This is a genomic window from Photobacterium sp. SP02, from assembly GCF_038519165.1.
Lineage (GTDB): Bacteria > Pseudomonadota > Gammaproteobacteria > Enterobacterales > Vibrionaceae > Photobacterium > Photobacterium halotolerans.
This window is the reverse complement of sequence record NZ_JASJOJ010000065.1, coordinates 1-21,745: the sequence shown is the minus strand read 5'-3', so window position 1 is coordinate 21,745 and position 21,745 is coordinate 1. Positions and strand designations below refer to the sequence as shown.

Below are 21,745 nucleotides of genomic sequence, written 5' to 3'. Positions count from 1 at the left end.
CCGGCCGCTGGCGGTCGGGAAGACCCCGTCACTGAACAGGTGTGACTCCCTGCCCAGCGGCCAGCGCTGCGGTTGCCAGTGGGCATATTCAGCATCTGTCATTGACGATAACGCTGAAATATCAAACAGATAAGGTGAATTCTGGTTAATGCGGCTCAAGGCCGCGTATTCGCGATACACATCCGCCACAGTGGCGAAATCAAACCCGCTGAAGCCCATTTTTTTAGCCACTTCACAGATAGCCCACCAGTCTGCTTTGGCCTCGCCGGGAGGAGGCAAAAACGCCCGCTGACGGGAGATCATTCTTTCAGAGTTTGTCACCATGCCGTCTTTCTCGCCCCAGCCGGCCGCTGGCAGCAGCACATCGGCAAATGCCGCCGTGTCCGCTTCCGGTGAAATATCAGACACAACCACGTACTCGCAGCGCGCCAAGGCTTCCGCCACTTTGCGGCTGTCAGGCAAAGACACCACAGGGTTGGTCGCAATAATCCAGACAAACTTGATCTTGCCCTGGTGAATCGCCTCAAACAGCTCGACCGCTTTGAGCCCGGGTTGAGTGGCCATATTCGGCGCCTGCCAAAAATCGCCGACCGCTGAGACAGATTGCGGATCAAAGCCTCTGTGGACCGCCAGCTGGTTTGCCAGCCCGCCGACTTCGCGACCGCCCATGGCGTTGGGTTGCCCGGTCAGCGAGAATGGTCCGGCTCCCGGCTTACCGATTCGTCCGGTGGCCAGATGGCAGTTAATAATTGCGTTGGCTTTATCGGTACCGTTGGCCGACTGGTTAATACCCTGACAAAACAGGGTCAGGGTATGCGGGGAATCTTTGAACATCGCGTAAAAAGCGTTGAGCTGCTCCCGGCTCAGCCCCAGCGTCTCAGCGCAGCGAGCCAGACGGTATGGGTCACGGCTGATTTCAGCTTTCAGCGACGCAAAGCCCTCACAATGCCTCGCGATGAAATCGTCATCCAGCGCATGGTGATCAGACAGATAACGCAGCAGGCCGTTAAACAGCAGCACATCGCCGTCGTTCGCAATCGGCAGGTGGAGATCGGCCTGCTCCGCCGTTGTCGTCCGTCTGGGGTCGATCACAACCAGACGCAGATCCGGGTTAGCGTCACGGGCCTGCTGAATACGACGAAACAATACCGGGTGCGTCCAGGCGGTATTGGCACCGACGATGACGATAAGATCCGCTGTTGCGATATCGTCATAATGAACCGGGACCAGATCTTCACCGAACGCCCGGTTATGCGCCGCCACCGCCGAGGACATACAGAGCCGTGAATTGGTATCGATATTGGCTGTACCAATAAAGCCTTTCATCAGCTTGTTGGCGACATAGTAATCTTCTGTCAGCAACTGACCGGAGACATACATGGCCACACTGTCCGGGCCGTGTTTGGCAACCGTCTCTTTCAGCTTCTGTGCGATAGCATCAGTGGCAGCAGACCAGCTGACTTCCTTGTCTCCCAGGCGCGGATACAACAGGCGATTAGGTATGTTCAGGCTTTCTTTCAGCGCAGATCCTTTAACGCAAAGTGCCCCATGATTGGCAGGGTGAGAGACATCACCGACTATTTCAGGCTGCTTGGTCAGGCTGCCGGGCTGAAATTTGCCTTTCACCGCCACACCACAGCCTACACCACAATAGGGACAGGCTGACTTCACTGCTTCACCTTGCTTACATCCTGCAACCTGACCGGCTGTGTTGCTCATATTCTTCTCCTTCGCGTCCCGCTTAGCGCCGGTTTCAGGCATAAAAAAAGCCACGCCCCCGGGAGAGGACGTGGCTGCAATGCCTAAAACCAAAGTATCAAGTGTTGAATGTCGTGTACCTTTGTTGTGTTGCATCTTGTGTGCCAGTTTTCATCAAACAGCCAAAGTTGTTTTATTTCAGATAATTACCTCTGACAACACCACCACCACATGATGTCGCCCAGGTTAAGACAGCCAATCTTAGTGCACAACTGCACTGAGTTGGGGAGTCCCTTAGCCAAGCCGCGCCTGCCGCTGCCTGAACCACACCGGGCCGAACGTGTTGAACAGGGTCGCCAGTACAATCAGGCTGACACCCACCACTTTGTTCCACACCAAAGTCTGCTCAAAGAAGCTGATCTGCCAGATGAAAGCAAACAGCAGGTTGGTCAGAATCAGCGGCGCCAGGCTGGAGCCGGATTCCACCAGGCGGTAGGCTTTGACCCGAAAGACCTGAGTATTAACGATGCAAACGGCCAGCAACAGCAACGAGGGTAACAGCAGCGATTGCAGATCGGTTAACTGCTGCCAGCTGGCTGCCAGCCTGTCAGTGCTGTGGGTAAAGAGAACCAGCGGCAGCAACATCAGACTGGCGAGCGTAAAGCACCAGGCATTTAAGCCAAAGGCCGACATGCTCCCTTTACTCACCCGGTACAGGCTGACTTGGGATCCGGCATTGAACACCCCCGCCGCTACCCCGACGATCAGCTCCGGCCGCAGGGCAAAACCGCCGGCATTGCCCGCCATCAGGACCACCCCTAAAAAGGTGATCATCAGATTCATGATCGTCATCGGCGGAATCCGGGTGTGAAATAACAGTTTTTCTAACACAGGAATAAACAGCGGCCCGGTACTGAACAGCACCACAGTTTCCACCAGACTCAAATGGCTCAGTGAAAAGAGGAAACACAGCTGAGCAGCAGCAACGCAAAAGGCCCGGATCCCCAGTGACTGCCAGAGCTTTTTGCTGTCGGGTACGGCCCACTGAGTCAGCGACATCAGCCACATCAGTAACACGGCTGGTATTGAGAATCGCAGAAAACTGAGCATTTCTACGCTGATCTGATCACTTAACAGTTTGGACACCAAACCGTTTACCGACAGACTGAAGGTGGAAGCCAGCATGAAAAAAAGAGGGCGCAAATCTGTTGTCATTAAGTACTCCTTAGCTGGTGAGGAGTCTAACGAGGTTACAAATGATAAAAAAGCGAATAATATTAACCAAAACTGTTAGAAAAACTTACAGATGAGAAAACTCGTAGCACTGAAATCACTCTATGCTTTTGTGGCGGTGGCAGAAACGGGCAGCATGACTGACGCCGCTGAAGTCCTGCATGTCAGCCATTCGGCTATCAGCCAGGCGATAAAGTCACTGGAAAACCAGCTTGGCCTGCCCTTGTTCCAACGGGTGGGCCGCCGGGTGGAGCTGAACCGAAATGGCCGTAAATATTACCGCCAGGTGGCTCCGGCACTCGAACAGATAGTGTCAGCCGGTGAAGCCTTGCAGCAGCAGAACCCGCACCGGCTGACACTGAACATGGTGAACTCGCTGGCGCTGCACTGGTGGATCCCCAGAGTGCCCGATTTTCAGGCTCTGGCGCCTCAGATTGATATTCGTATTTCTACCCTGACCCATGTGTTTGATCTCGACAAAGAGGGGGTAGACGTTGCTTTGATCCACGGCCGTTCGGATGACTGGCAAGGCTATCATTGCGAAAAGCTCGGTGACGACCAGTTGATCCTGGTTTGCGCGCCGTCACTCATCGACACCGGCAATGCTCTCAGCGCAGACGCCATGCTGTCGGCCCATCACCCCATTTTTGTCACCAACCCAAGGCGCGAGAACGACTGGCAAATCTGGTGCCAGGCCAATCAGCTGCCAGTACCGGCCCAGCGCCACAACCTTTGCTTTACCGCTTCGATCCAGGCGGTGCAGGCAACGCTGAGAGGGCTGGGTATTTTGGTCACCCATCGCCTGTTTGTCAGGGATGAAATCAGGCAGGGACTGCTGACGGAAATCGGCCCGTCGGTGCGCAATCCATACCAGTCCTACTATTTTGTCTGCCAGAAAGAGAAGCTTGTTCAGGAAAGCGTATTGACGCTGCGGGCCTGGCTGCATCATGAATTCCGGCTGGCCAGTGCATAAAAACACTGGTACTGATTACTCTTCTTCCGCCAGCAGCAGGTAATCTGAAAACAGAAAATTGCCTAACAGCATTGACTGGTTTTCAGCACCATCGAAATAATCCAGATAAAAGCGCACCAGTACATAGCCGGGAGAATCCCCCTGACCGAGATCTAAAATATTGAGGGGGAGTTCCAGCGCTTTGTCCTGCTTCGACTGAAGTACGACAGGCTCGGCCAGGGTCACAGTCTCATCATTCTCCGGCCCCAGGCTTATCCCCTGTGCGGGAACCGTGAGCCTTGGCGGTACATGCTCGCCGGGATACCCCGTCTGGGCCGGGGCCGTGACAACAAATACCCGCTCACTGCGCACCGTATTCAGGGTCGCCTCTCTTGCTCCGCTGTTGGTAAAGCTGAAACGCAGCGTGGGCTGCAACCCGGCATTCACCTCATCTTCTATATAGGCCACAGGTTGGGGTAAATCACTCAAAGGAAGGTTGGATAACTTTCCCAGCTCGTCGTACCGGTAGTAATGCGGCACACCGTCATCGTGGATATAAACATCCAGCCGCGACAACAAGCTACCTTTGGCGTCCGGATCACGTTTGATATGGTAAATATACAGCGCATTCTGGCGCGCATTCGCCTGCAGCAGCCCTTCCACCTTTAACTGTGAAGGTGAGGCAAACTGCTTCATCTGATCCGTGTGCTGAAGATAACCGGGATCGCCGCATAACAACCAGGGCGGCATGATGGCAGACCAGCGCTGGCACTCACCAGGCATGGGATCTTGTTCAGTCGACGCCTCTCGCTCAGCAATCAGGGCGTTATACTCTTTCTGACTCATGATGATCAGCTCGGGCAAAAGGAACACCGATTTTTCACCCGAAAACGGCGCCAGCGTAATCCCGGAGAGATGCAGCTCAGCCGGGCGGGTATTGTGGGTGTAGATATTGAGTACCACAGCACCCAGGATCATGGCGAGCAACAGCGGCAGTATGAATTTTAACAACAGACTTTTTTTGGTCATGACGACAACTCAGCTATCAGCACCAGGAGATTGTGCTAAGTATAGCCTTCATGCGGGTACTATCATTTGCCGTTCTGGCCGTTATGCTCGATGAACCAGCGCCGCAGTAGATTCACCGCAATGAATAACACATTGTTTCTTCAGGTGCATATCACAAAATAACACCATAAAAGGCAAAACCCGCATTCAATTATGAGCAGAAGGGCATACTCAGTCGCTCATTTAACCTATATTAGTGCACTCAACGGCACCTTCCGTTCCTGACCTGTAATATCATCAGTCAGGAACTTCATCTGGTGGCAACAGTCGAATGCTTTTGTGCGACTGAATGACAGGTTTATTTTCTCTTAATCTAAGGATGCTGACTATGTGGCAACTTTCCGATCTGGCTCCCCTGCTGTCTGACCATGACGGTTGGGAAGTCGACGTTCAGGGTCAGGCGTTACTGATCCGTAATGAAGACAACATTGAAGCTTTTCTGGCGGTCTCAGGTGAGCAGATTCTGGTTGAAGTCTTACTGTTTGACGCCGGACAGGTGAAAGACACCGATGCACTGAACCGTGAAATACTGCGTACCCATAAGATGTTCCCGCTGTCGACCATAGGGATCAATGCAATCAATGGCAACGATTACTACATTGCCTTTGGTTCACTGTCTTCCCAGTCAAAAGCAGAAAGCGTCGTGATTGAAGTCGCCACGCTTTTCCGTAATGTTGAAGCCTTTATTGATTTGTACCAGGACTTCCTTAAGGAGCAAACGGCATGAGTGTCTGGAAAAAACTCTTCACCGCAATGAAAGGCGGTGCCAACGAAGCCGCAGAAGCCGTCGCAGACAGCCAGGCGCTGCGCATTCTCGATCAGGAAATCCGTGAAGCCAAAGCAGAGCTGCGCCGCTCTGATGAAGCGCTGGTTGGCATAGTGGCCAAACGTAAACTGTCTCAGCAAAAAGTGGAAAGCTTTAATCTGGGGATCACCGAATACGAAGCCTATGCCCGTAACGCGATGGAAAAAGGCCAGCAGGACTTAGCACTGGAATGTGCACAGAAAGTCGCCAATCTGCGCAATGAACAGCAGGCCGAGCAGACGTATCTGGATCAGTTCACTCAATCAGAACAGACGCTGAGAACCAACATCGCCCAGGCCAAAGACAAGCTTCGCCAGCTTGAGCAGCAAGTGGATGTGGTGAAAGCCAATGAAGCGGTGCAAAAGGCGCAGTCTGCAGTGTCATCCGGTCACGTCGGTGCCAATGCCAAAATGCATACCGCGGCCTCGTCGCTGGAACGTATCAAGCAGCGTCAGGCGGAAAAAGCCGCTCAGCTGGAAGCTTCTGCAGAAATGGCAGCCGAGCAATCAGGCAGTGCATTGGACAAGAAACTGGCCGACGCCGGAATCAGGAGCGGGGGCACAGCCTCAGCCGAAGATGAACTGGCACGCATTCTTGGTCGTCAGTAAGCGATAATTCCAGGGGCTGAGGCCATTCCGCTGGCTGATCAGCCCTTAGGATTGAGGAGAAATGCATGTCTATCTGGTTGTTGGTCCGCCGTTGGGCCCATCAACAATTCAATCAACTCAATGGTCGAAATCTGCTCATCACGCTGCTGTGCTATGTCGGCTTGTCCTGGCTACTTCTTGAACTTGCGGGTGAGCAGGCGCTTACACACTCATTAACCCACTTTTTCTACTATCTGGTCGTGACGGCTTCTACCGTCGGCTACGGTGATTATTCTCCGGAAACCCAAGCCGGAAAGTGGGTGGTCGCCCTGTTTGTCATTCCGGGCGGTTTGGGTCTGTTCGCCATTGGTATTGGCCGCCTGGCTACGCACTTTATTGGCTATTGGAAAAGTGGCTTGCTCGGAAAACGGAGAATTAACGTGGAGAACCATATCCTGGTACTCGGCTGGAATCACCAGCGAACCCTGCACCTGATTAAAATGCTGCAGCACGAAGAGCGACAGCGTCGTCACATTGTGCTGTGTGTGCGCCCTGAAATGGAAAACCCGTTGCCGGGTGAGATTGATTTTGTGCGTGTTGTCAGCTTTACCGACACCACTGACATGGACAAAGCCGGTGTCAGCAAGGCAAGCTGTATCATCATAGATAACGAGCAAGACGATGTGACGCTGGCAGCGGCACTGTATTGCTCAAGCCGCAATCCCGATGCGCATTTGCTCGCCTACTTCGCAGATGAAGGGCTGAGCGACTTGCTGAAATCGCATTGTCCCAAAGCCGAATGTATTCCGTCCGTAGCGGTTGAAATGCTGGCCAAGGCCGCCGTCGATCCGGGTTCCAGCGAGCTTCACCATGAACTGCTGAGCACCCATCACGGCATGACCCAGTATGCAGTACGCTTTCCTGAGACCGCATCCCCGACACAAATCAGCCGTCTGTTTACCCTGTTCAAAGAAGAGCACGAGGCCACTCTGATAGCCATTGATCGCGGAAAAGGAGTGGAATTGAACCCGTCGCTGGATCTGGCCGTCTTGCCCGGTGCCAACCTGTTCTATATCGCCGATGAACGTGTCAATGATTTCAACTGGCCGTCTTAAACCGGCAAGGAGTAGCTATGTTCGACTGGTTAAAAAAACGCAAGCAAGCCGCAACCACTGAGCCGGCCGCCCCCGAGATCATCGGTCTTCGCTTAGGCGGTGCCTTTGAGCTGGATGATTTAAAACTGCGCCTTACCGAGCCGTCTCTGATGATCGAAGGGGCAGCGCGTACCCAGCTCATCCAGGCGGTCGGAGAAGTCTGGCTGGACGAACAGACACGCCTGATACGCTATTACACCGATGACGAGGGCTTTGTTCAGGTGCTGACCCACGGTGCCGGTGATGCTGATGTCAGCGAGGTAAAACTGTTTTACTTCTATGACAGCAAACCTGTCGATACGGACAGTGAATGGCAGCATTTACTCGACAAAGGGATAGTCAAAGGCCAGTGGCAACTGGAAGACTTCACTTATCAACAAGTGTGGGAAAACAGTCGCCCTGTTGCTATGACCGAAAAAACCTGGCTGCAGAACGGGACGACCAGCTCTACCGATCAGTTTGCCATGGTATACGAGAGAGACGCAGAAGCCGCGGTGAAAGAAGTGCTGCTGGTGTCTGCAGAAGAGAAAATATTCAACAACAGAGCCGAACGCAGCCTGGTGTTGAGCACAGGATTTGACCTCAGCCCGACAGATTTTAAACTTATTGGCTGAGTCAGATAATAACCACTAAACATTTATAATTTCAGGGATTTCCATGGATCTATTGACACAATCACTCGCCGGGCTAGGCTCATTTGTCGTTTATTTTGCGATTTCTATCGTGTTCTTGATGCTGTTCAAGATCATCTTTGTCCGCATTACCCCTTATGACGAGTGGAAACTGGTCAAAGAAGAAAAAAACACCGCAGCGGCCATTACCCTGTCCGGTTCTATTCTGGGTTATGCGCTGGCGATCTCCGGTGCTGCCAGCAACTCGGTGAACTTCATTGACTTTTCTATCTGGGGTGTCGTGGCATTACTGGCGCAGATGCTTGCCTATGTGATTGTCCGGGTTGGTTTCATGCCCCGCATTGCCGAGCGTATTGAAGCAGGAGAAATCCCTGCCGGTCTGCTGATGGCTGCCACCTCAGTGTCAGTTGGCCTGCTCAATGCGGCCTGCATGACCTATTAAGGGGGACTGTCATGAAACGGACTAAAGACGTCAATCTTTCCGGCATGCGAAAACAATGGCGTCCCTTTGCCATTGCGCCTGTTACCGCTGCCATTACAGCGGGATTACTGACAGGTTGCAGCGATCCGCAGGAAGATGCCGTGATCTACCATACGGTCAATGACTGTAAAGATGACAACCCGGGCTATTCCGAACAGTGTGAAGCGGCCTATCAGAATGCGCTCAAGGAAGCTGAGCGCACGGCGCCGAAATACAAAAACTTGCAAGAGTGTACCACTGAGTTCGGAACGAACTCTTGCATGAAATCGACGGAAAACAACTGGTTCATGCCTGCAATGGCCGGCTTTATGTTTGCCCGGCTGCTGGACAGTAACCGCGGTTACTACAGCCAGCCAATGTTCAGCTCCTACTATCCGGGCAGCCGTTATTACGGCCGCTGGACCACAGCCGACGGCTACGACTACGGTTCATACCGCTATAAAAAGTCGAAGATCAAAGTCGGCCCGGATCAGATGAAACCCAAGCCGACCGTCAGCCGCACCATCTCGCGCGGTGGCTTTGGTTCCAGTGCGGCGGCAAAATCCAGCTGGGGCAGTTCTTCCAGCCGGAGCTGGGGCGGATAATCTGACCTGATTTGACCCAGAGCGCCGACAGGCGCTCTTTTTTCACCCAAAAACTTACAGCTCAAAACAATCGCCCACGAATTTTTATCAGCCGACCCAAATAGACACATTTCCCTTAATAAACAACAATATAAATTAACATTTAGAGCTAAAACCTAAAAGTAGACCAAGATCACACTTTGAACACTAAGCAAAAAATTGATAATATCCCCACGTTTTTCATAAGCAGAAAATCTGGAATACCTGCTTAACAAGAGGTCATAGCGCAGAATTTTGCTTTCAATATGGCCTATTTCACTGTCCGTTAAATTGATTTAAATCAATTTTCACTAAGGCCTCTGCCACTATCATGGCGCTCCCCTAATCGGACATAGCAACCGTAAGATTTGAAGGATTTATGGAAATTAAGTCAGATTTAAATAAACCGGTATTTTTTACCTCGGCAATCTTCATTGCCGCACTCTCTTTTATAGGTGTGATGTGGCCGCAAGCCATGGAATCCTATTTTAAAAACATTCAAGGCTGGATCATCACACAGGCTAGCTGGATCTACATCCTGGCTGTCGCCATCTTTTTGATCTTCCTCATTCTGGTCATGTTCAGCCGCCTGGGTGATATCAAGCTTGGGCCCGATCATTCCGAACCTGATTACAGCTACAGCTCCTGGCTGGCGATGCTGTTTTCCGCCGGTATGGGCATCGGCCTGATGTTCTTCGGCGTCGCAGAACCTGTTATGCACTTCACATCCCCGCCTGTCGGAGATCCGCAATCGGTAGAAGCGGCACGTGAAGCCATGAAGATTACGTTCTTCCACTGGGGATTGCATGCCTGGGGTATCTACGCGCTGGTTGCACTGGCGATGGCCTACTTTGCCTACCGCCATAAACTGCCATTGCTGCCACGCTCTGCCCTGTACCCTATCCTTGGCGACAAAATCTATGGCCCTATCGGTCATATGATCGACATTTTTGCCGTGATCGGTACGCTGTTCGGTGTAGCGACCTCTTTGGGCTTTGGTGTGGTGCAGGTCAACGCAGGTTTCAACTATCTGTTTGATATGCCACAAAACACTACAGTTCAGGTGCTCCTGATTGCCGCCATCACCCTGATTGCCACTGTCTCCGTTGTCATGGGCCTGGACGGCGGTATCAAACGTCTGTCGAACATCAATATGTTCCTGGCCGTGCTGCTGCTGGCCGTTGTCATCATTGCCGGTCCAACCGCTCTGATCATGAAGTCTTTTGTGCAAAACACCGGGGCTTACCTGAGCGATATCGTCAATAAAACCTTCAACCTCTATGCTTATGAGCCGAAGGAAGACTGGATCGGCGGCTGGACCCTGTTGTACTGGGGCTGGTGGGTATCCTGGTCACCGTTCGTGGGTATGTTCATCGCCCGTATTTCACGTGGCCGTACAATCCGCGAATTCCTGGTGGGCGTACTGCTGATCCCATCCCTGTTCGGCTTCCTGTGGTTCACTGCCTTTGGTAACACCGCCATTGATGCCATCATGAACCACGGTGCGACTTATCTGAGTCAGGCTGTGAGTGACAATGTGCCCGTTGCCCTGTTTAAGTTCTTCGAGCACATGCCTATGTCTACGGTACTGTCTGTTATAGGTGTGGCACTGGTGATCACTTTCTTTGTGAGTTCTTCCGACTCCGGCTCGCTGGTTATCGATACCCTGACCTCAGGCGGTGCGGCTGAGCCACCGGTTTGGCAGCGTATCTTCTGGGCCGTGATTGAAGGTGTGGTGGCCGCTGCGCTGCTGGCGGCCGGTGGTCTGTCTGCCCTGCAAACCATGACCATTGCCAGCGCCTTCCCAATCATGATTCTGATGCTGCTGTTCTGTTACTGCCTGTTCAAAGCACTGCGCAATGACTACATGCTGCAAAACAGTATCCAGACACACAACACCAGCGTGCAGTACACTCAGGCCAGTGTGAGCTGGAAGTCCCGCATTTCGGCCATGGTGAACCATCCAAAACAGGATGAAGCTGAGAATTTCATGACCTCAACGGCCATACCGGCGCTGAAAAACCTGGTTGAAGAAATGAAAGTTCAAGGCCTGGCGGCCAAGCTTCAGGTGCTGGATGAGTCGCGTGTCCGGTTAGTGGTTGAGAAAGAAGATGTGGAAGATTTTGCCTATGGCATTCGCCTGCGCCACTTCGCGCTGCCGACCTATGCTAACGAATCGTATGACGATTACTACCGCGCCGAAGTCTTCCTGCTGCAGGGCGGCCAGCAATATGATGTGATGGGTTACAATCAGGAACAGATCATTGCTGATGCCTTAACCCAGTACGAACGCCACATGCACTTCCTGCATCTGGCCACCTCGGAAAACATTCAGGAAGAACCTGTCCTGTCATAAGGTTTGCCTGACTGAAATAACAGCAAAAGCCAGCTTCGCAATGAAGCTGGCTTTTTTTATCCCCACTCTCTGTAAATCACAATCGGCTCACTGGCTGTAAGCACCGCTGGCATAATGCAGCTCATAACTGTGGCTGTAGATTTCCAGAATATTCCCGAACGGGTCTTCCATATAAATCATGCGGTACGGCTTCTCGCCCGGGTAATAATAGCGCGGTGCTTTCATACGCTTTTTCCCGCCTGCAGCAACAATACGCTCTGCCAGCTCCTCGACATTCGGGTCCTGCACACAGAAGTGAAACACACCGGTTTTCCAGTATTCAAAGTTGTTTTCCGGCTGTTGCTGATTGTCGAACTGAAACAGTTCCACCCCAATGCGATCCCCTGTTGAGAGGTGCGCAATCCGAAACCGTCCCCAGCCCTCGCCAAACACATCGGTACACATTTCACCGATGGCGCTGTCATCCTCGACGATTTCGGTCGGTGACATGATCAGATACCAGCCGAGCACCTCGGTATAAAATTTCACCGCCGCTTCCAGATCCGGCACTGAAATACCAATATGAGAAAACGTTCTTGGGTAAGGCATTTGTTCGTTTGTCTTCATGGGTGAACCCTCTTGTTGTTGAGTGCTTCACTTTAATTCGCCAAAATGCGAATTAAAAATTATCATTTATTCTCGTTTCCATCACGATTTGTTATCCATGAAACTCAACAGACAATGGCTGCATACCTTCGCCACTCTGGTCGACGTCGGCCAGTTCACAGAAACCGCCGCCCGGCTTCATATGACCCAACCGGGCGTCAGCCAGCATATCCGGAAACTGGAACAGCAACTGGGACAAGCACTTCTGGTTCGGACAGGGAAAAAGTTTGAACTGACCCATGCAGGCACAGTGTTGTATCAGCACTGTCAGCGTTTGATGACAGAAGAAAAGCACCTGCAACAGGCACTTTTACAGGATAATCCGAAAGCCGGTCCGTGCCGGTTCGCCATGTCCGGTACGCTGGCCAATCAGCTATACCCGCTTTTTGTTCAGCGCCAGCTTGCCCATCCGGGGCTGGTGGTTGGCGTTGAATCCGCGCCGGATCAACGTGTGCTTCACTTATTGGAACAGGACGAGGTCGAGCTGGGGATTGTCACCGAGCCACCCGCGCAGGCGCGTTTTCACAGTGAGCGAGTCGGAGAAGAGACACTGTGTCTGGTTTTTCCTGCCACGCAGAGTGAATCAACGTTGTCGCAAGCCTTGCTCACAGAAACCGGCTTCATCGATCACCCCAATGCCCGCCGGTATCTCGACAGTGTGTTGTTGGATCTGCCGTTTTCCATGCCGCACGATTCGCTGCCGGCACGCGGCTACATTAATCAGCTCAGCCAGATTTTACTGCCGGTTTCACTCGGGCTCGGTTTTACCGTCCTGCCGGAAAGTACCATTCTGGAGTCCCCGTACGCACAGGATCTGCGTATTCTGCACCGCAGCGTCAATGCCAGAGAACCTTTGTATCTGGTACGGAAACGCCATCGCGAGCTGGCCTCTCGTTATAGCTGGTTCACCGACTGCATCCGGCAAACACTGCAGTCTTCCTGAGCAACCAGGAAAAGCACCCAAACGCTCTGCATTCACAGTGTTTGACTCACTGAGTGCTCAGGTGTTTTTGCAGATGATCAACGAAGATGGTGATTTTTTTAGCCAAATGTTTTCGACCGGCATAGAAAGCATAAAGGACCAGAGGCTCAGGTTCAGCGTCTAGCTCTATGATCTGCAATGTGCCTGCATTTATTTCATCGGAGCATGACTCCTCAGGCAATATCGCGAAGCCTAGACCTGCCAGCGCACCAAACTTTGCCATGTTGCCGCTGTTGACTTTAAATGACGATTTCACACTCTGCGTAAGCAGCTGACCGTTTGAATGTCTGAATACCCAGGGGGTGCCATTTAACGCCGTTAAACTACTGATACAAGGCAAGTGGCTCAAATCAGCCAGTTTGTGAGGACGGCCATGCTGTCTGATCAAGTCCGGTGCAGCGACCACTATGCTCCGTAATCTGACTATCTCTTTCGCCACCCAGCCACTATCGGTAATTTTTCCGCGCTGATAGCTCAGGATCAGATCGAACCCATCCAGTAAACTCTCTTTAGGGCTCAGGCTGGTTTCACAAGATAGAGATATTGCAGGATGCTCAACACAGAAAGCGACGACTGCCTTTGCAAGGACCGGAATATCTGGCATCAGGATTCTGAGTTGGCCCGCTACCGTTTGAGAGTGCTGATTAACTTCTTCCAGCGCATCATTCAGCGCCGCTAACAAGACCCGTGTCGTAGAGTAAAGCTGTTCACCCGCTTCGGTTGGGGCCATACGACGCGTCGTTCTTTCCAGTAACCGGGTATTGAGCTTCTCCTCCAGTAAAGCAACATGACGGCTGACATTTGATGTCGGTAAATTAAGCTGCTCTGCTGCCTTTTTAAAGCTGTTGTACTCATAAACGCAGTGAAAACTTTTCAACCACTGCTGCTCGATCTGCTCAATCATTTATTATCCCGAAATGCTGGATTATCAAACCAATAAGTCGCACTTTATTACTCAATTCGGGCTAATACAATAAGGTCTTTCTTAAGAGTTACCCCTCAAGACCAGAAGGCTTAACAATGCTCACTTCATTTTTTTCATCACGTCGCATGTCTGATTACAGTCTTTATATCTGCTTTATGATTCATTTTCTGGTTGCACTGGATGCGTTAGTCATTGTGCCTTTCAGCCCGATAATGGCACTGGAAGCGAGAGTTCCGGCATCACAGTCTGGCTATCTGACGTCTGTTTACGCTATTGCTGCAGCACTTACTTGTCTGGTTATTCAAGGCTCGCAGGATGTGGCTCGTGAAAGAAAAAGAATCCTTTTCTATCTTGCTGGTACAGCTATTACAACGCTTATTACCTCAATGCTGGATGACTTTGCTCTTTTGCTGTTGGCTCGGATAGTGACGGGAATTTTTGGCGGTGCATTGGCCGTTGTAAACCTGAATTATTTAATCTTGATGTCTGATGAAAAGAAAAAAAAGAAAAACACCGCAATTCTAATCAGTGCATTTCCGTTAGCGCTCGCGCTTGGTGTACCAGGCCTCATCATGGTGTCCGCCGGCACTCACTGGCAGTTTGGATTTCAGCTATTAGCAATGGCTTTGATATTTTCTACTTTCTTGCTTTTAATCGTTCATTTGACCTCTCCCAAGCCATTGCTGGCTCCAGGATACACAAGGGATACGAAGCAAAATACGCCAACTAGCCCACTCAGAAATTACAAACGATTACTTTTCTCTGCTGCGCTGATTTTCACCGCCATTTTGAGCACTTTTGTCGTATCAACCCAATACCCTGTCATGCTAACAATAAATCTCGATATCTCTGAAAAGCTTCTGAGTCTTTGTTACACGGTAAGCGGCCTGGGCTCTTTTGTTTTAATACAATATTACGCAAGAGCAAGAATGAGTGATATTACAGTTGGCAAGTTAATAGGGCGGCTTTCATTAGTTATGGCGATCGCTGTAGCATTGGGCTTCCATACAAAAAATGTAAACCTTGCCGCGATGGCCTTTGTTATTTTTATCATTGTCAGCTCTGCGCGAACGCTTATCTTAATTACCGAATTAATAAGCGCTCTCACGCCACAAGATCGTGTGATTATCATCGGCCTGCAAAACTCGCTGCAACACTTTGCAGTTGGTCTGGGCGGCGCCTTAGGGAGCCTGCTTGTTACCTCGCAAGCGGATTTATCGGTCGATTTTTCAGCAATGACGTATGTGGCAATCGCCTTAATTGCCTGCACGCCAGTGTTATGGAAAGGCAAGTCATTGATTAGCTTTGATAAAATCAATCAGACGGGATGAGTTGTGTACCATCGGTAAATAACCGGCTCTCACGAATAGTCGATAAAGATAAAACCACAATAACCCAGGCCGTGGCTGTCAATTCAGCCACTTTCAAAAGCACCCGCCTTTAGATAGCTGCAAATCTGAAATTCACATTTGCGCAACACATTGCTTATTCGCACCTATACTCCTTACCAGACGCTCGCTTAAAGCGTACGACAGGACGTCATCTAACCAGACAGGAGTTCAGGATGCTGCACACTCTGCTACAACGTTTATTGACCTTTGCATTGCTGTTCTCTGTTTCGGCTCAGGCAACGAATGTGCTGCTCCCGCCATTGAATGCGCAAGCCAATCAAACCTCGATTTCTGGTCTGTCGTCCGGTGGCTTCATGGCGGCGCAATTTCATGTGGCCTTTTCTGAATCGCTGGTCGGGGCGGGGATTGTTGCAGGTGGCCCCTGGAACTGCGCGGGTAATAATCCCTTTGTGAACCCGCTGATCAACGCGACAACAACTTGCATGAACCCCTGCGAAAATAGCCTGATTGGCTGTTCGTCAACCCTGTTTCCCAACAGCGGATACTTGGCAGAGCTGGCGAAAGTAACCGCCAACAACGGCCGGATAGACGATACTGAGCACCTCAAAAACGATCAGGTTTACCTTTTTTCGGGCAAGCAGGATGAAACAGTCGTCACAGGTGTGGTCGATTCCGCAGTGAACTTTTACCAAAGGCTGGGGATACCAGAATCGCAGATCCGCTATAACAGCAGCGTCAATGCCGGCCATGCCTTTATCACCAGCGATCCGGAAGATACCCCCTGCGATCTCACACAAGCGCCTTATATCAATAACTGTGATATTCCGCAGGCACAGCGAATTCTGACCCACATCTACGGCCCGCTGAATCCACCCGCTGCGACGCCGGACGGTGACTTAGTGGCCTTCAATCAAAGTGAATTTATCAGCAGTCCAAACACCAGCATGGACGACACTGCGTATGTCTACATTCCCGCCAGCTGCCGCTCGGCATCCTGCAAAGTGCATGTCGCTGTCCACGGTTGCCGCCAGGGCATTGCCGTTATCGGCACCACTTACATAAAAGAAACCGGCTACCTGAACGTTGCCGATACCAACGAGATCATTGTGCTGTTCCCGCAGGTGAAAAAGTCTGAATTCATCCCCTACAACCCCCGCGGCTGCTGGGATTTCTGGGGTTACAGTACCTTAAGCCAACCGCCCTACAACTATTACACCAAAGACGCCCCGCAGATGAAGGCGATAAAAGGAATGATCGATCGTCTGGTCAGTGCAAACTCGCACTGATTGAGGGCTGCAAGGGATCCTGCATCCTTTCACATAGTTTTAATCTAAAGTAAGAAATGAGTCCTGGCCAGAAACTAAAATGACGAGATTCTCAGCGTACGAACCAATAAGTCATGAAGGTAATCCACAGCCGGAGAGCCTTTTGATTTTTTACTCCGGTATACGGATACTTCCATAGGTTCTAACGGCCCCAGGCCCTGTTCTTCTCCGAGTATTTCAAGGTGGGGAGGCACACTGCACTGAGTGAACACCGCTATGGCGAGTCCACTTTCCACCGCGGCAATCTGGCCCGCCAGACTCGAACTGTTATACACCACTTTGTAAGGTTTGCCTTGCAAAGCAAGGGAGTGTATTGCACTTCTTCTGGCAAGACTGGCACTTTCATAGACAGCAATCGGCAGTGTTTCCCGACGCCAGATTTCAAACTGAGACGCGCCCACCCACACCATAGGTTCATGGAAAAGAAGCGTACCCCGGCTTGGGTTATCTCTGGAGACTAAGGCCAAATCCAGATCATTATTCTCTATCCTGGGGATCAGAGAGGTGGACTGCTCGCAGTTTAACTCAATCTCTACGCCACCGAACCGGGGCGCAAAATTGCGCAGCACAGGCGTGAGATATTTTGCTGCGTAATCATCCGGCACCCCTAATTTGACCTGGCCTACCAGCTCTTCACCATGGAACGCGGCTTGCGCTTCAGAATGTAAGTCAAGAATTCGTCTGGCATATCCCAACAGCATCTGACCTTCGGCTGTCAGCTCACTGTGCCGGCTTCCTCTGACGAGCAATTTCCGTCCGACGGCATTTTCTAACTTTTTCAGCTGCATGCTCACCGCAGATTGCGAGCGGTGAACAGATGCCGTTGCATTCGATAAGGAACCGGCATCAACGACGGCCACAAAGCTCTTTAACCAATCTATCTGTAAGTCCTGATAACTCATTTATTCGATTTTCGAATGGATGATTTTTGAATTATGCGCTTTTCGATTTTTCCATTCCAGTTTATTGTTTCAACATTCTCAGATTATTCAATGTGATGGTTTTTAATGCACACGCAAGAATTGAAGCTTGAATTGAATGCGATACAACAAGGCTTTATCAGCTTGGTTCCAATCTCGTTGTTCGTATTCGTTTTCGGTGCCGCTTTTGGTTTAGCCGCGTCTCAGGAAGGATTACATGAAAACGCCGCCGTATTGATGAGCGCACTGGTGTTTGCGGGGGCTTCTCAGTTCGGGGCTTTAGATCTTTGGGGAACCCAGGTGCCTGTGCTCCCATTGGCTATCACAGTCTTTGCCATTAATGCCCGGCACTTGCTCATCGGGGCAACCTTGTATCCTCATATTCGTTCCCTGAATCCGGTCACCCGCTATGGCGTTATGCTGGTAGCATCCGATGCGAACTGGGCGCTGTCGATGCGGGCCTTTGCTCAAAATGAAACGTCCAAAGGACTCGGTTTACTGTTCGGTGGCGGTATTGCCCTTTGGTTTTTCTGGATTATTGGTACCTGGGTCGGATTTTATTTCGGCAATGCCATCCAAAATCCATCCGCCTTCGGTGTCGATATGGTGATGGGATGTTTTCTGCTCACCATGGCGCTGGGAGGAAATAAAAACAATAAGACGTATGTGATATGGGCTGCTGCGGCCACATCATCGATCGCCGCTTACCTTTATCTGCCAGAAAACAGTCATGTGATTGTTGGTGCACTAACAGGCGGCATTATAGGCGTATTACTGGGAGGGGATAACAATGAGCATTGATACATCTGAAATGGGCACACTTTTGCTGGTCATCATTATGGCGGTGGTCACAATAGTGACCCGTTGGGGAGGTGTCTTTATTATGTCTTACATTCCCATCAGTCATCGTGTTCAGCAATTTATCTCGGCGATGTCAGGATCTGTGCTCATTGCAATCATAGCCCCCATGTTCATCAAGGGAGATACCGGCGCTCAAGCGGCACTACTGGTGACAGCCGTGGGTACTCTCGTGCTGAAAAAGCCGCTGCTCTCTATCGCTGCCGGCATAGCGATGGCTGCACTGATGAGAAATATGTAGAAGTTCCGAGGGTTGCAGCGGTTATGCAGACTTAGCTAAGCTAACCTGTGTGCCGTCACACTCAGGGCCGGTTTAGCCGGCCTCATACCCCATCACCCACTCGCCTTCGCCTGTGTGCTCATCAACGTTACCGCCGATGACGCGAAAACCCTGAGAGAGATAAAACCGATAACTGACGTCATTGCGTTTATAGACATTTAGCGACAGCGATTCACGACGTTTTTTAGCATGACTGATCAATGCTTTACCTATGCCTTTACCCTGCACATCGGGTTTGACGAAAATGGCCGCCAGCTGGTTTTCGTACAGGGCATAGAAGCCCTTTACTATGCCTTTTTCAACCCAGACGTAAACTTCAGAAGCCGGCAGGTACATGCTGCGCATGTTGTCGACCTGAGATTGCCAGTAATTCGGTGAAATGAAGTCGTGTGCTTTAAGTGAAGCATTAAGCCAGATATCCAGTACCGGCTCCATGTCTGTGTCTGTAAATGCTCTAATCATTGTGTCTTCGTGTTGTTTGCGTTAACAGGAGTATCACAGCTAACACGGTAGCCTTGCCAGATCACAGATCTCAGAATGAAGGAAATAAACTTGTCTGCGTCGCAAAATCCCGTATCCGACACTCCACCTTGTAACCTGAATCCACCAACGGGTTTAACCCGCTTTCGTAAAAAACCCGATCCCATATTGAAGTAAAAAGCGCTTTCTTCGTCACTGAAGGCAATGTCGATGCCAGTATGGAGACCGTATCGCCGGGCAATCAGGTAGCGAAAGCCCTACCATCAATGCATGGCAGAATGTAAGACTACAAGCTCTATGCCGTCAAATTGTACGTTAGTACATCTGCTCTGGCCTCATTTTAGAAATGATATTCACGTAGACGAAATCACATTTTCATATCTCGACATCACATTTCAATATCAAAAAATGAGTCGTATTGATAAATCAACAATCATCAAAAAGAACATATTATTAATTTGTAAAATGCGATGCACAATTCAATTTTAGTCGTATGATTTTAAATTTTTGCAAATGAAGATCACAGAAAGGAATTGAAGATCATTGCCTACCATATGCATTAGTGAGAATAATAACTTCTCGAAATCGTTCGGAATCAGCTAAAGGAATCATTATGAAAAAGTTAGATGAAAAGAAAATTTTTCACTAAAAAAGAAAAAGTACACCATGTTTAAAAAACGTAAGTAACTGAATCAATTATGCCGCACATAGTGCGGCTTTTGGCTCATGACATTCAATTACAGAAATCAGTATCTAAATGAATATAGTTAATTTTTTATTATCAAGTGCAATGAGCTTGCTTGCCTTCAGGAGTTTTAGCATTATATTTGTCTGGTCAATCGCTACGATGGAAGGTGACAATAACAGCATTGTTTTAGGTAGCATAATTGCATTAATGTGGATAATAAATTTAGTTACCCTTCCACTATCCGGAGATCTTCTTGATCGAAATAAAAAGAAAAAAATACTCGTTGTAAGCGCCATATTTTCTGTTATTTTCATTAATGTTTACTATATGCTTTTCTACCATTTGCAAGTGTCTTATTTCTATCTGGCTCTCGCTGCGTCTATTCTCGCCACAACAAATTCAATTGTTACAAGCAGTATCAATAGTACAATTCCATTCTTAACTAGCAAAGAACATTACACAAAATATATAGGGATTGCGACTTCATTAAATTCAGTACAAGCGATTGTAGGTGCAATCCTGGGTGGCGGTGGTGTTGCTTTCTTAGGCTCACAGCTGTCTATCATCGTTGTGTCTGTTTTCTATACTATATCACTGACTCTTCTGCTATTTGTGAGAATAAGAGATGAAAAACCAGACAGCTCTCTTCATCAAAACTTTGTTAAACGAGCAAGCGTTGGATTTAAAATACTATTTCAATTGAAAAATGAAAAAATAACTTGTTATATTGCCATGGTCACTAACTTTATATTAACCCCTATGATGGTAGTCATTCTACCTCTATATGTGGCTAATAATTATAATAACATTGCTCCTTTAGCTTACTTTGAGATTTCATTTGCGATTGGCATGGGAATTGGCGCTCTCATTCTGTCCAAAGTTGATTTTAACACTTATACCAGACTTAAACCTGCAATAGCGGGTAATATGATGATTGGTTTTGGAATAATACTATTTTCAACCTTTGAACTCATTCATTTAAAATTATTATCAATGATGCTATCAGGCTTTGGTCTATCGTTGATTGTTATCGCAACCAACAGTGTAAGGTCATTTGCCGTACCTGACCACTTTAGAGCGCGATTAGAAAGTGCTATTTTCTTCCTGTGCGTCATTACCATTCCAATAGGAAGTCAAACTTTTGGATATTTGATACAAACATTCGGTAATGACATCATCAACCCATTACTACTAATAATGGGCGTAATCGTATCTTTTAGTTCATTAGCATTTTTTCTATCTAGTCACACGAAAAAGATGCTTCTTAAATCTAATGCCCAACTAGACCAAATTTACATGAAAGAATACCCGAAAGCATTTGAAGGATAACATATGGATATAAAATATTCTAATGGGCAACACAAAACTCCAACGCAATACTATTCATGAAGCACTCGTTAACAAAGCGCTGGATAAAAGCAAATATAGAAGTAAGAGTCTATCGATAAAAACCACGAAATTTGGCCAGAAGTTATTAAGTGATTGTGTCCAGCTTGTCGATGATTGTAAATCAACAATTTAATCGCCCAGAAGTCACTAATTGCAACGCTAAACAGTGACTGATTGGTAGCAAAGGACTGAAATTTAAATCACGCCAATTTTGTGTGGCCAAATCTCGCGGCGATAGATATCTGTGCCGCGCAGGCTGCCATCCTCGCCCACACGCTGCCAGCCCCAGCGACGGTAGTGACTGATACCTCTGCCGCTCTTGCTTACCGTGAT

The 21,745-nt window shown here is 49.5% G+C and carries 21 protein-coding genes; 14 read left to right on the top strand and 7 right to left on the bottom strand.

Features of this window, described 5'->3' with window-relative positions:
- On the bottom strand, positions 1-1,719 hold a 1,719-nt coding region (locus P0Y67_RS19420), incomplete at its 3' end, for a molybdopterin-dependent oxidoreductase (protein ID WP_342393206.1).
- A gap of 273 nt (positions 1,720-1,992) precedes the next feature.
- Complete coding sequence (locus P0Y67_RS19415) at positions 1,993-2,913, bottom strand: DMT family transporter (RefSeq protein ID WP_342393205.1); 921 nt, start codon at positions 2,911-2,913, stop codon at positions 1,993-1,995.
- 91 nt (positions 2,914-3,004) lie between these two features.
- Between P0Y67_RS19415 and P0Y67_RS19410 the strand changes: the two genes are divergently transcribed.
- Complete coding sequence (locus tag P0Y67_RS19410) at positions 3,005-3,904, top strand: LysR substrate-binding domain-containing protein (RefSeq protein WP_342393204.1); 900 nt, start codon at positions 3,005-3,007, stop codon at positions 3,902-3,904.
- A 15-nt stretch (positions 3,905-3,919) separates the two neighbouring features.
- Here P0Y67_RS19410 and P0Y67_RS19405 read toward each other — a convergent pair whose 3' ends face one another.
- Positions 3,920-4,912 (bottom strand): hypothetical protein, encoded by a 993-nt coding sequence (locus tag P0Y67_RS19405; protein ID WP_342393203.1) that lies wholly within the window; start codon positions 4,910-4,912, stop codon positions 3,920-3,922.
- A gap of 367 nt (positions 4,913-5,279) precedes the next feature.
- Here P0Y67_RS19405 and P0Y67_RS19400 point away from each other — a divergent pair, with 367 nt between their 5' ends.
- From P0Y67_RS19400 to P0Y67_RS19370, 7 genes are all read left to right on the top strand, one after another.
- Positions 5,280-5,678 (top strand): DUF2170 family protein, encoded by a 399-nt coding sequence (locus P0Y67_RS19400; protein WP_342393202.1) that lies wholly within the window; start codon positions 5,280-5,282, stop codon positions 5,676-5,678.
- The gene (locus tag P0Y67_RS19395; RefSeq protein ID WP_342393201.1) at positions 5,675-6,364 is read left to right on the top strand and encodes a PspA/IM30 family protein; all 690 of its coding nucleotides are present in this window, start codon (positions 5,675-5,677) and stop codon (positions 6,362-6,364) included. Before P0Y67_RS19400 ends, P0Y67_RS19395 begins: the two co-directional genes overlap by 4 nt.
- 65 nt (positions 6,365-6,429) lie before the next feature.
- A complete protein-coding gene (locus tag P0Y67_RS19390) occupies positions 6,430-7,458 on the top strand; it encodes a potassium channel protein (RefSeq protein WP_342393200.1) in 1,029 nt (342 codons plus the stop codon).
- Positions 7,459-7,475: 17 nt separating this feature from the next.
- Positions 7,476-8,111, top strand: a complete 636-nt coding sequence (locus P0Y67_RS19385; protein ID WP_342393199.1) for a YjfK family protein — start codon at positions 7,476-7,478, stop codon at positions 8,109-8,111.
- Positions 8,112-8,154: 43 nt separating this feature from the next.
- The gene (locus tag P0Y67_RS19380; RefSeq protein ID WP_027250809.1) at positions 8,155-8,571 is read left to right on the top strand and encodes a DUF350 domain-containing protein; all 417 of its coding nucleotides are present in this window, start codon (positions 8,155-8,157) and stop codon (positions 8,569-8,571) included.
- Positions 8,572-8,582: 11 nt separating this feature from the next.
- Positions 8,583-9,194, top strand: coding sequence for a DUF1190 family protein (locus P0Y67_RS19375; RefSeq protein WP_342393198.1), 612 nt, complete (start codon positions 8,583-8,585; stop codon positions 9,192-9,194).
- Positions 9,195-9,591: 397 nt separating this feature from the next.
- Positions 9,592-11,568 (top strand): BCCT family transporter, encoded by a 1,977-nt coding sequence (locus P0Y67_RS19370; protein ID WP_342393197.1) that lies wholly within the window; start codon positions 9,592-9,594, stop codon positions 11,566-11,568.
- 87 nt (positions 11,569-11,655) lie between these two features.
- On the opposite strand, the gene P0Y67_RS19365 is transcribed toward P0Y67_RS19370, so the two are convergent.
- A complete protein-coding gene (locus P0Y67_RS19365; protein WP_342393196.1) occupies positions 11,656-12,174 on the bottom strand; it encodes a lactoylglutathione lyase family protein in 519 nt (172 codons plus the stop codon).
- Between the two features lie 97 nt (positions 12,175-12,271).
- On the opposite strand from P0Y67_RS19365, the gene P0Y67_RS19360 reads away from it, so the two are divergent.
- Complete coding sequence (locus P0Y67_RS19360) at positions 12,272-13,156, top strand: LysR family transcriptional regulator (RefSeq protein ID WP_342393195.1); 885 nt, start codon at positions 12,272-12,274, stop codon at positions 13,154-13,156.
- Positions 13,157-13,202: 46 nt separating this feature from the next.
- Here P0Y67_RS19360 and P0Y67_RS19355 read toward each other — a convergent pair whose 3' ends face one another.
- The gene (locus P0Y67_RS19355) at positions 13,203-14,099 is read right to left on the bottom strand and encodes a LysR family transcriptional regulator (RefSeq protein ID WP_342393194.1); all 897 of its coding nucleotides are present in this window, start codon (positions 14,097-14,099) and stop codon (positions 13,203-13,205) included.
- A gap of 116 nt (positions 14,100-14,215) precedes the next feature.
- On the opposite strand from P0Y67_RS19355, the gene P0Y67_RS19350 reads away from it, so the two are divergent.
- On the top strand, positions 14,216-15,451 hold the full coding sequence (locus P0Y67_RS19350) for an MFS transporter (protein ID WP_342393193.1): 1,236 nt from the start codon (positions 14,216-14,218) through the stop codon (positions 15,449-15,451).
- Between the two features lie 233 nt (positions 15,452-15,684).
- Positions 15,685-16,758, top strand: coding sequence for an extracellular catalytic domain type 2 short-chain-length polyhydroxyalkanoate depolymerase (locus tag P0Y67_RS19345; protein WP_342393192.1), 1,074 nt, complete (start codon positions 15,685-15,687; stop codon positions 16,756-16,758).
- 74 nt (positions 16,759-16,832) lie between these two features.
- Here the strand turns inward: P0Y67_RS19345 and P0Y67_RS19340 are convergent, their stop codons facing one another.
- Positions 16,833-17,699, bottom strand: a complete 867-nt coding sequence (locus P0Y67_RS19340) for a LysR family transcriptional regulator (RefSeq protein ID WP_342393191.1) — start codon at positions 17,697-17,699, stop codon at positions 16,833-16,835.
- Between the two features lie 105 nt (positions 17,700-17,804).
- Here P0Y67_RS19340 and P0Y67_RS19335 point away from each other — a divergent pair, with 105 nt between their 5' ends.
- Positions 17,805-18,518, top strand: a complete 714-nt coding sequence (locus P0Y67_RS19335; RefSeq protein ID WP_161458759.1) for an AzlC family ABC transporter permease — start codon at positions 17,805-17,807, stop codon at positions 18,516-18,518.
- Complete coding sequence (locus P0Y67_RS19330; protein ID WP_342393190.1) at positions 18,508-18,816, top strand: AzlD family protein; 309 nt, start codon at positions 18,508-18,510, stop codon at positions 18,814-18,816. Before P0Y67_RS19335 ends, P0Y67_RS19330 begins: the two co-directional genes overlap by 11 nt.
- A 72-nt stretch (positions 18,817-18,888) precedes the next feature.
- On the opposite strand, the gene P0Y67_RS19325 is transcribed toward P0Y67_RS19330, so the two are convergent.
- On the bottom strand, positions 18,889-19,317 hold the full coding sequence (locus tag P0Y67_RS19325; RefSeq protein ID WP_192017807.1) for an N-acetyltransferase: 429 nt from the start codon (positions 19,315-19,317) through the stop codon (positions 18,889-18,891).
- A 775-nt stretch (positions 19,318-20,092) separates the two neighbouring features.
- Here P0Y67_RS19325 and P0Y67_RS19320 point away from each other — a divergent pair.
- Entirely contained in the window at positions 20,093-21,352 is a 1,260-nt protein-coding gene (locus P0Y67_RS19320) for an MFS transporter (protein ID WP_342393189.1), read from the top strand.
- Positions 21,353-21,745 lie beyond the last annotated feature (393 nt).

Coding starts and splice junctions, on each gene's coding strand:
- P0Y67_RS19405 (WP_342393203.1), bottom strand. CDS start 4,912: ATGACCAAAAAAAGTCTGTTGTTAAAATTCATACTGCCGCTGTTGCTC.
- P0Y67_RS19335 (WP_161458759.1), top strand. CDS start 17,805: ATGCACACGCAAGAATTGAAGCTTGAATTGAATGCGATACAACAAGGC.
- P0Y67_RS19410 (WP_342393204.1), top strand. CDS start 3,005: ATGAGAAAACTCGTAGCACTGAAATCACTCTATGCTTTTGTGGCGGTG.
- P0Y67_RS19400 (WP_342393202.1), top strand. CDS start 5,280: ATGTGGCAACTTTCCGATCTGGCTCCCCTGCTGTCTGACCATGACGGT.
- P0Y67_RS19415 (WP_342393205.1), bottom strand. CDS start 2,913: ATGACAACAGATTTGCGCCCTCTTTTTTTCATGCTGGCTTCCACCTTC.
- P0Y67_RS19390 (WP_342393200.1), top strand. CDS start 6,430: ATGTCTATCTGGTTGTTGGTCCGCCGTTGGGCCCATCAACAATTCAAT.
- P0Y67_RS19360 (WP_342393195.1), top strand. CDS start 12,272: ATGAAACTCAACAGACAATGGCTGCATACCTTCGCCACTCTGGTCGAC.
- P0Y67_RS19375 (WP_342393198.1), top strand. CDS start 8,583: ATGAAACGGACTAAAGACGTCAATCTTTCCGGCATGCGAAAACAATGG.
- P0Y67_RS19355 (WP_342393194.1), bottom strand. CDS start 14,099: ATGATTGAGCAGATCGAGCAGCAGTGGTTGAAAAGTTTTCACTGCGTT.
- P0Y67_RS19395 (WP_342393201.1), top strand. CDS start 5,675: ATGAGTGTCTGGAAAAAACTCTTCACCGCAATGAAAGGCGGTGCCAAC.
- P0Y67_RS19330 (WP_342393190.1), top strand. CDS start 18,508: ATGAGCATTGATACATCTGAAATGGGCACACTTTTGCTGGTCATCATT.
- P0Y67_RS19370 (WP_342393197.1), top strand. CDS start 9,592: ATGGAAATTAAGTCAGATTTAAATAAACCGGTATTTTTTACCTCGGCA.
- P0Y67_RS19345 (WP_342393192.1), top strand. CDS start 15,685: ATGCTGCACACTCTGCTACAACGTTTATTGACCTTTGCATTGCTGTTC.
- P0Y67_RS19350 (WP_342393193.1), top strand. CDS start 14,216: ATGCTCACTTCATTTTTTTCATCACGTCGCATGTCTGATTACAGTCTT.
- P0Y67_RS19385 (WP_342393199.1), top strand. CDS start 7,476: ATGTTCGACTGGTTAAAAAAACGCAAGCAAGCCGCAACCACTGAGCCG.
- P0Y67_RS19325 (WP_192017807.1), bottom strand. CDS start 19,317: ATGATTAGAGCATTTACAGACACAGACATGGAGCCGGTACTGGATATC.
- P0Y67_RS19380 (WP_027250809.1), top strand. CDS start 8,155: ATGGATCTATTGACACAATCACTCGCCGGGCTAGGCTCATTTGTCGTT.
- P0Y67_RS19320 (WP_342393189.1), top strand. CDS start 20,093: ATGAATATAGTTAATTTTTTATTATCAAGTGCAATGAGCTTGCTTGCC.
- P0Y67_RS19340 (WP_342393191.1), bottom strand. CDS start 17,699: ATGAGTTATCAGGACTTACAGATAGATTGGTTAAAGAGCTTTGTGGCC.
- P0Y67_RS19365 (WP_342393196.1), bottom strand. CDS start 12,174: ATGAAGACAAACGAACAAATGCCTTACCCAAGAACGTTTTCTCATATT.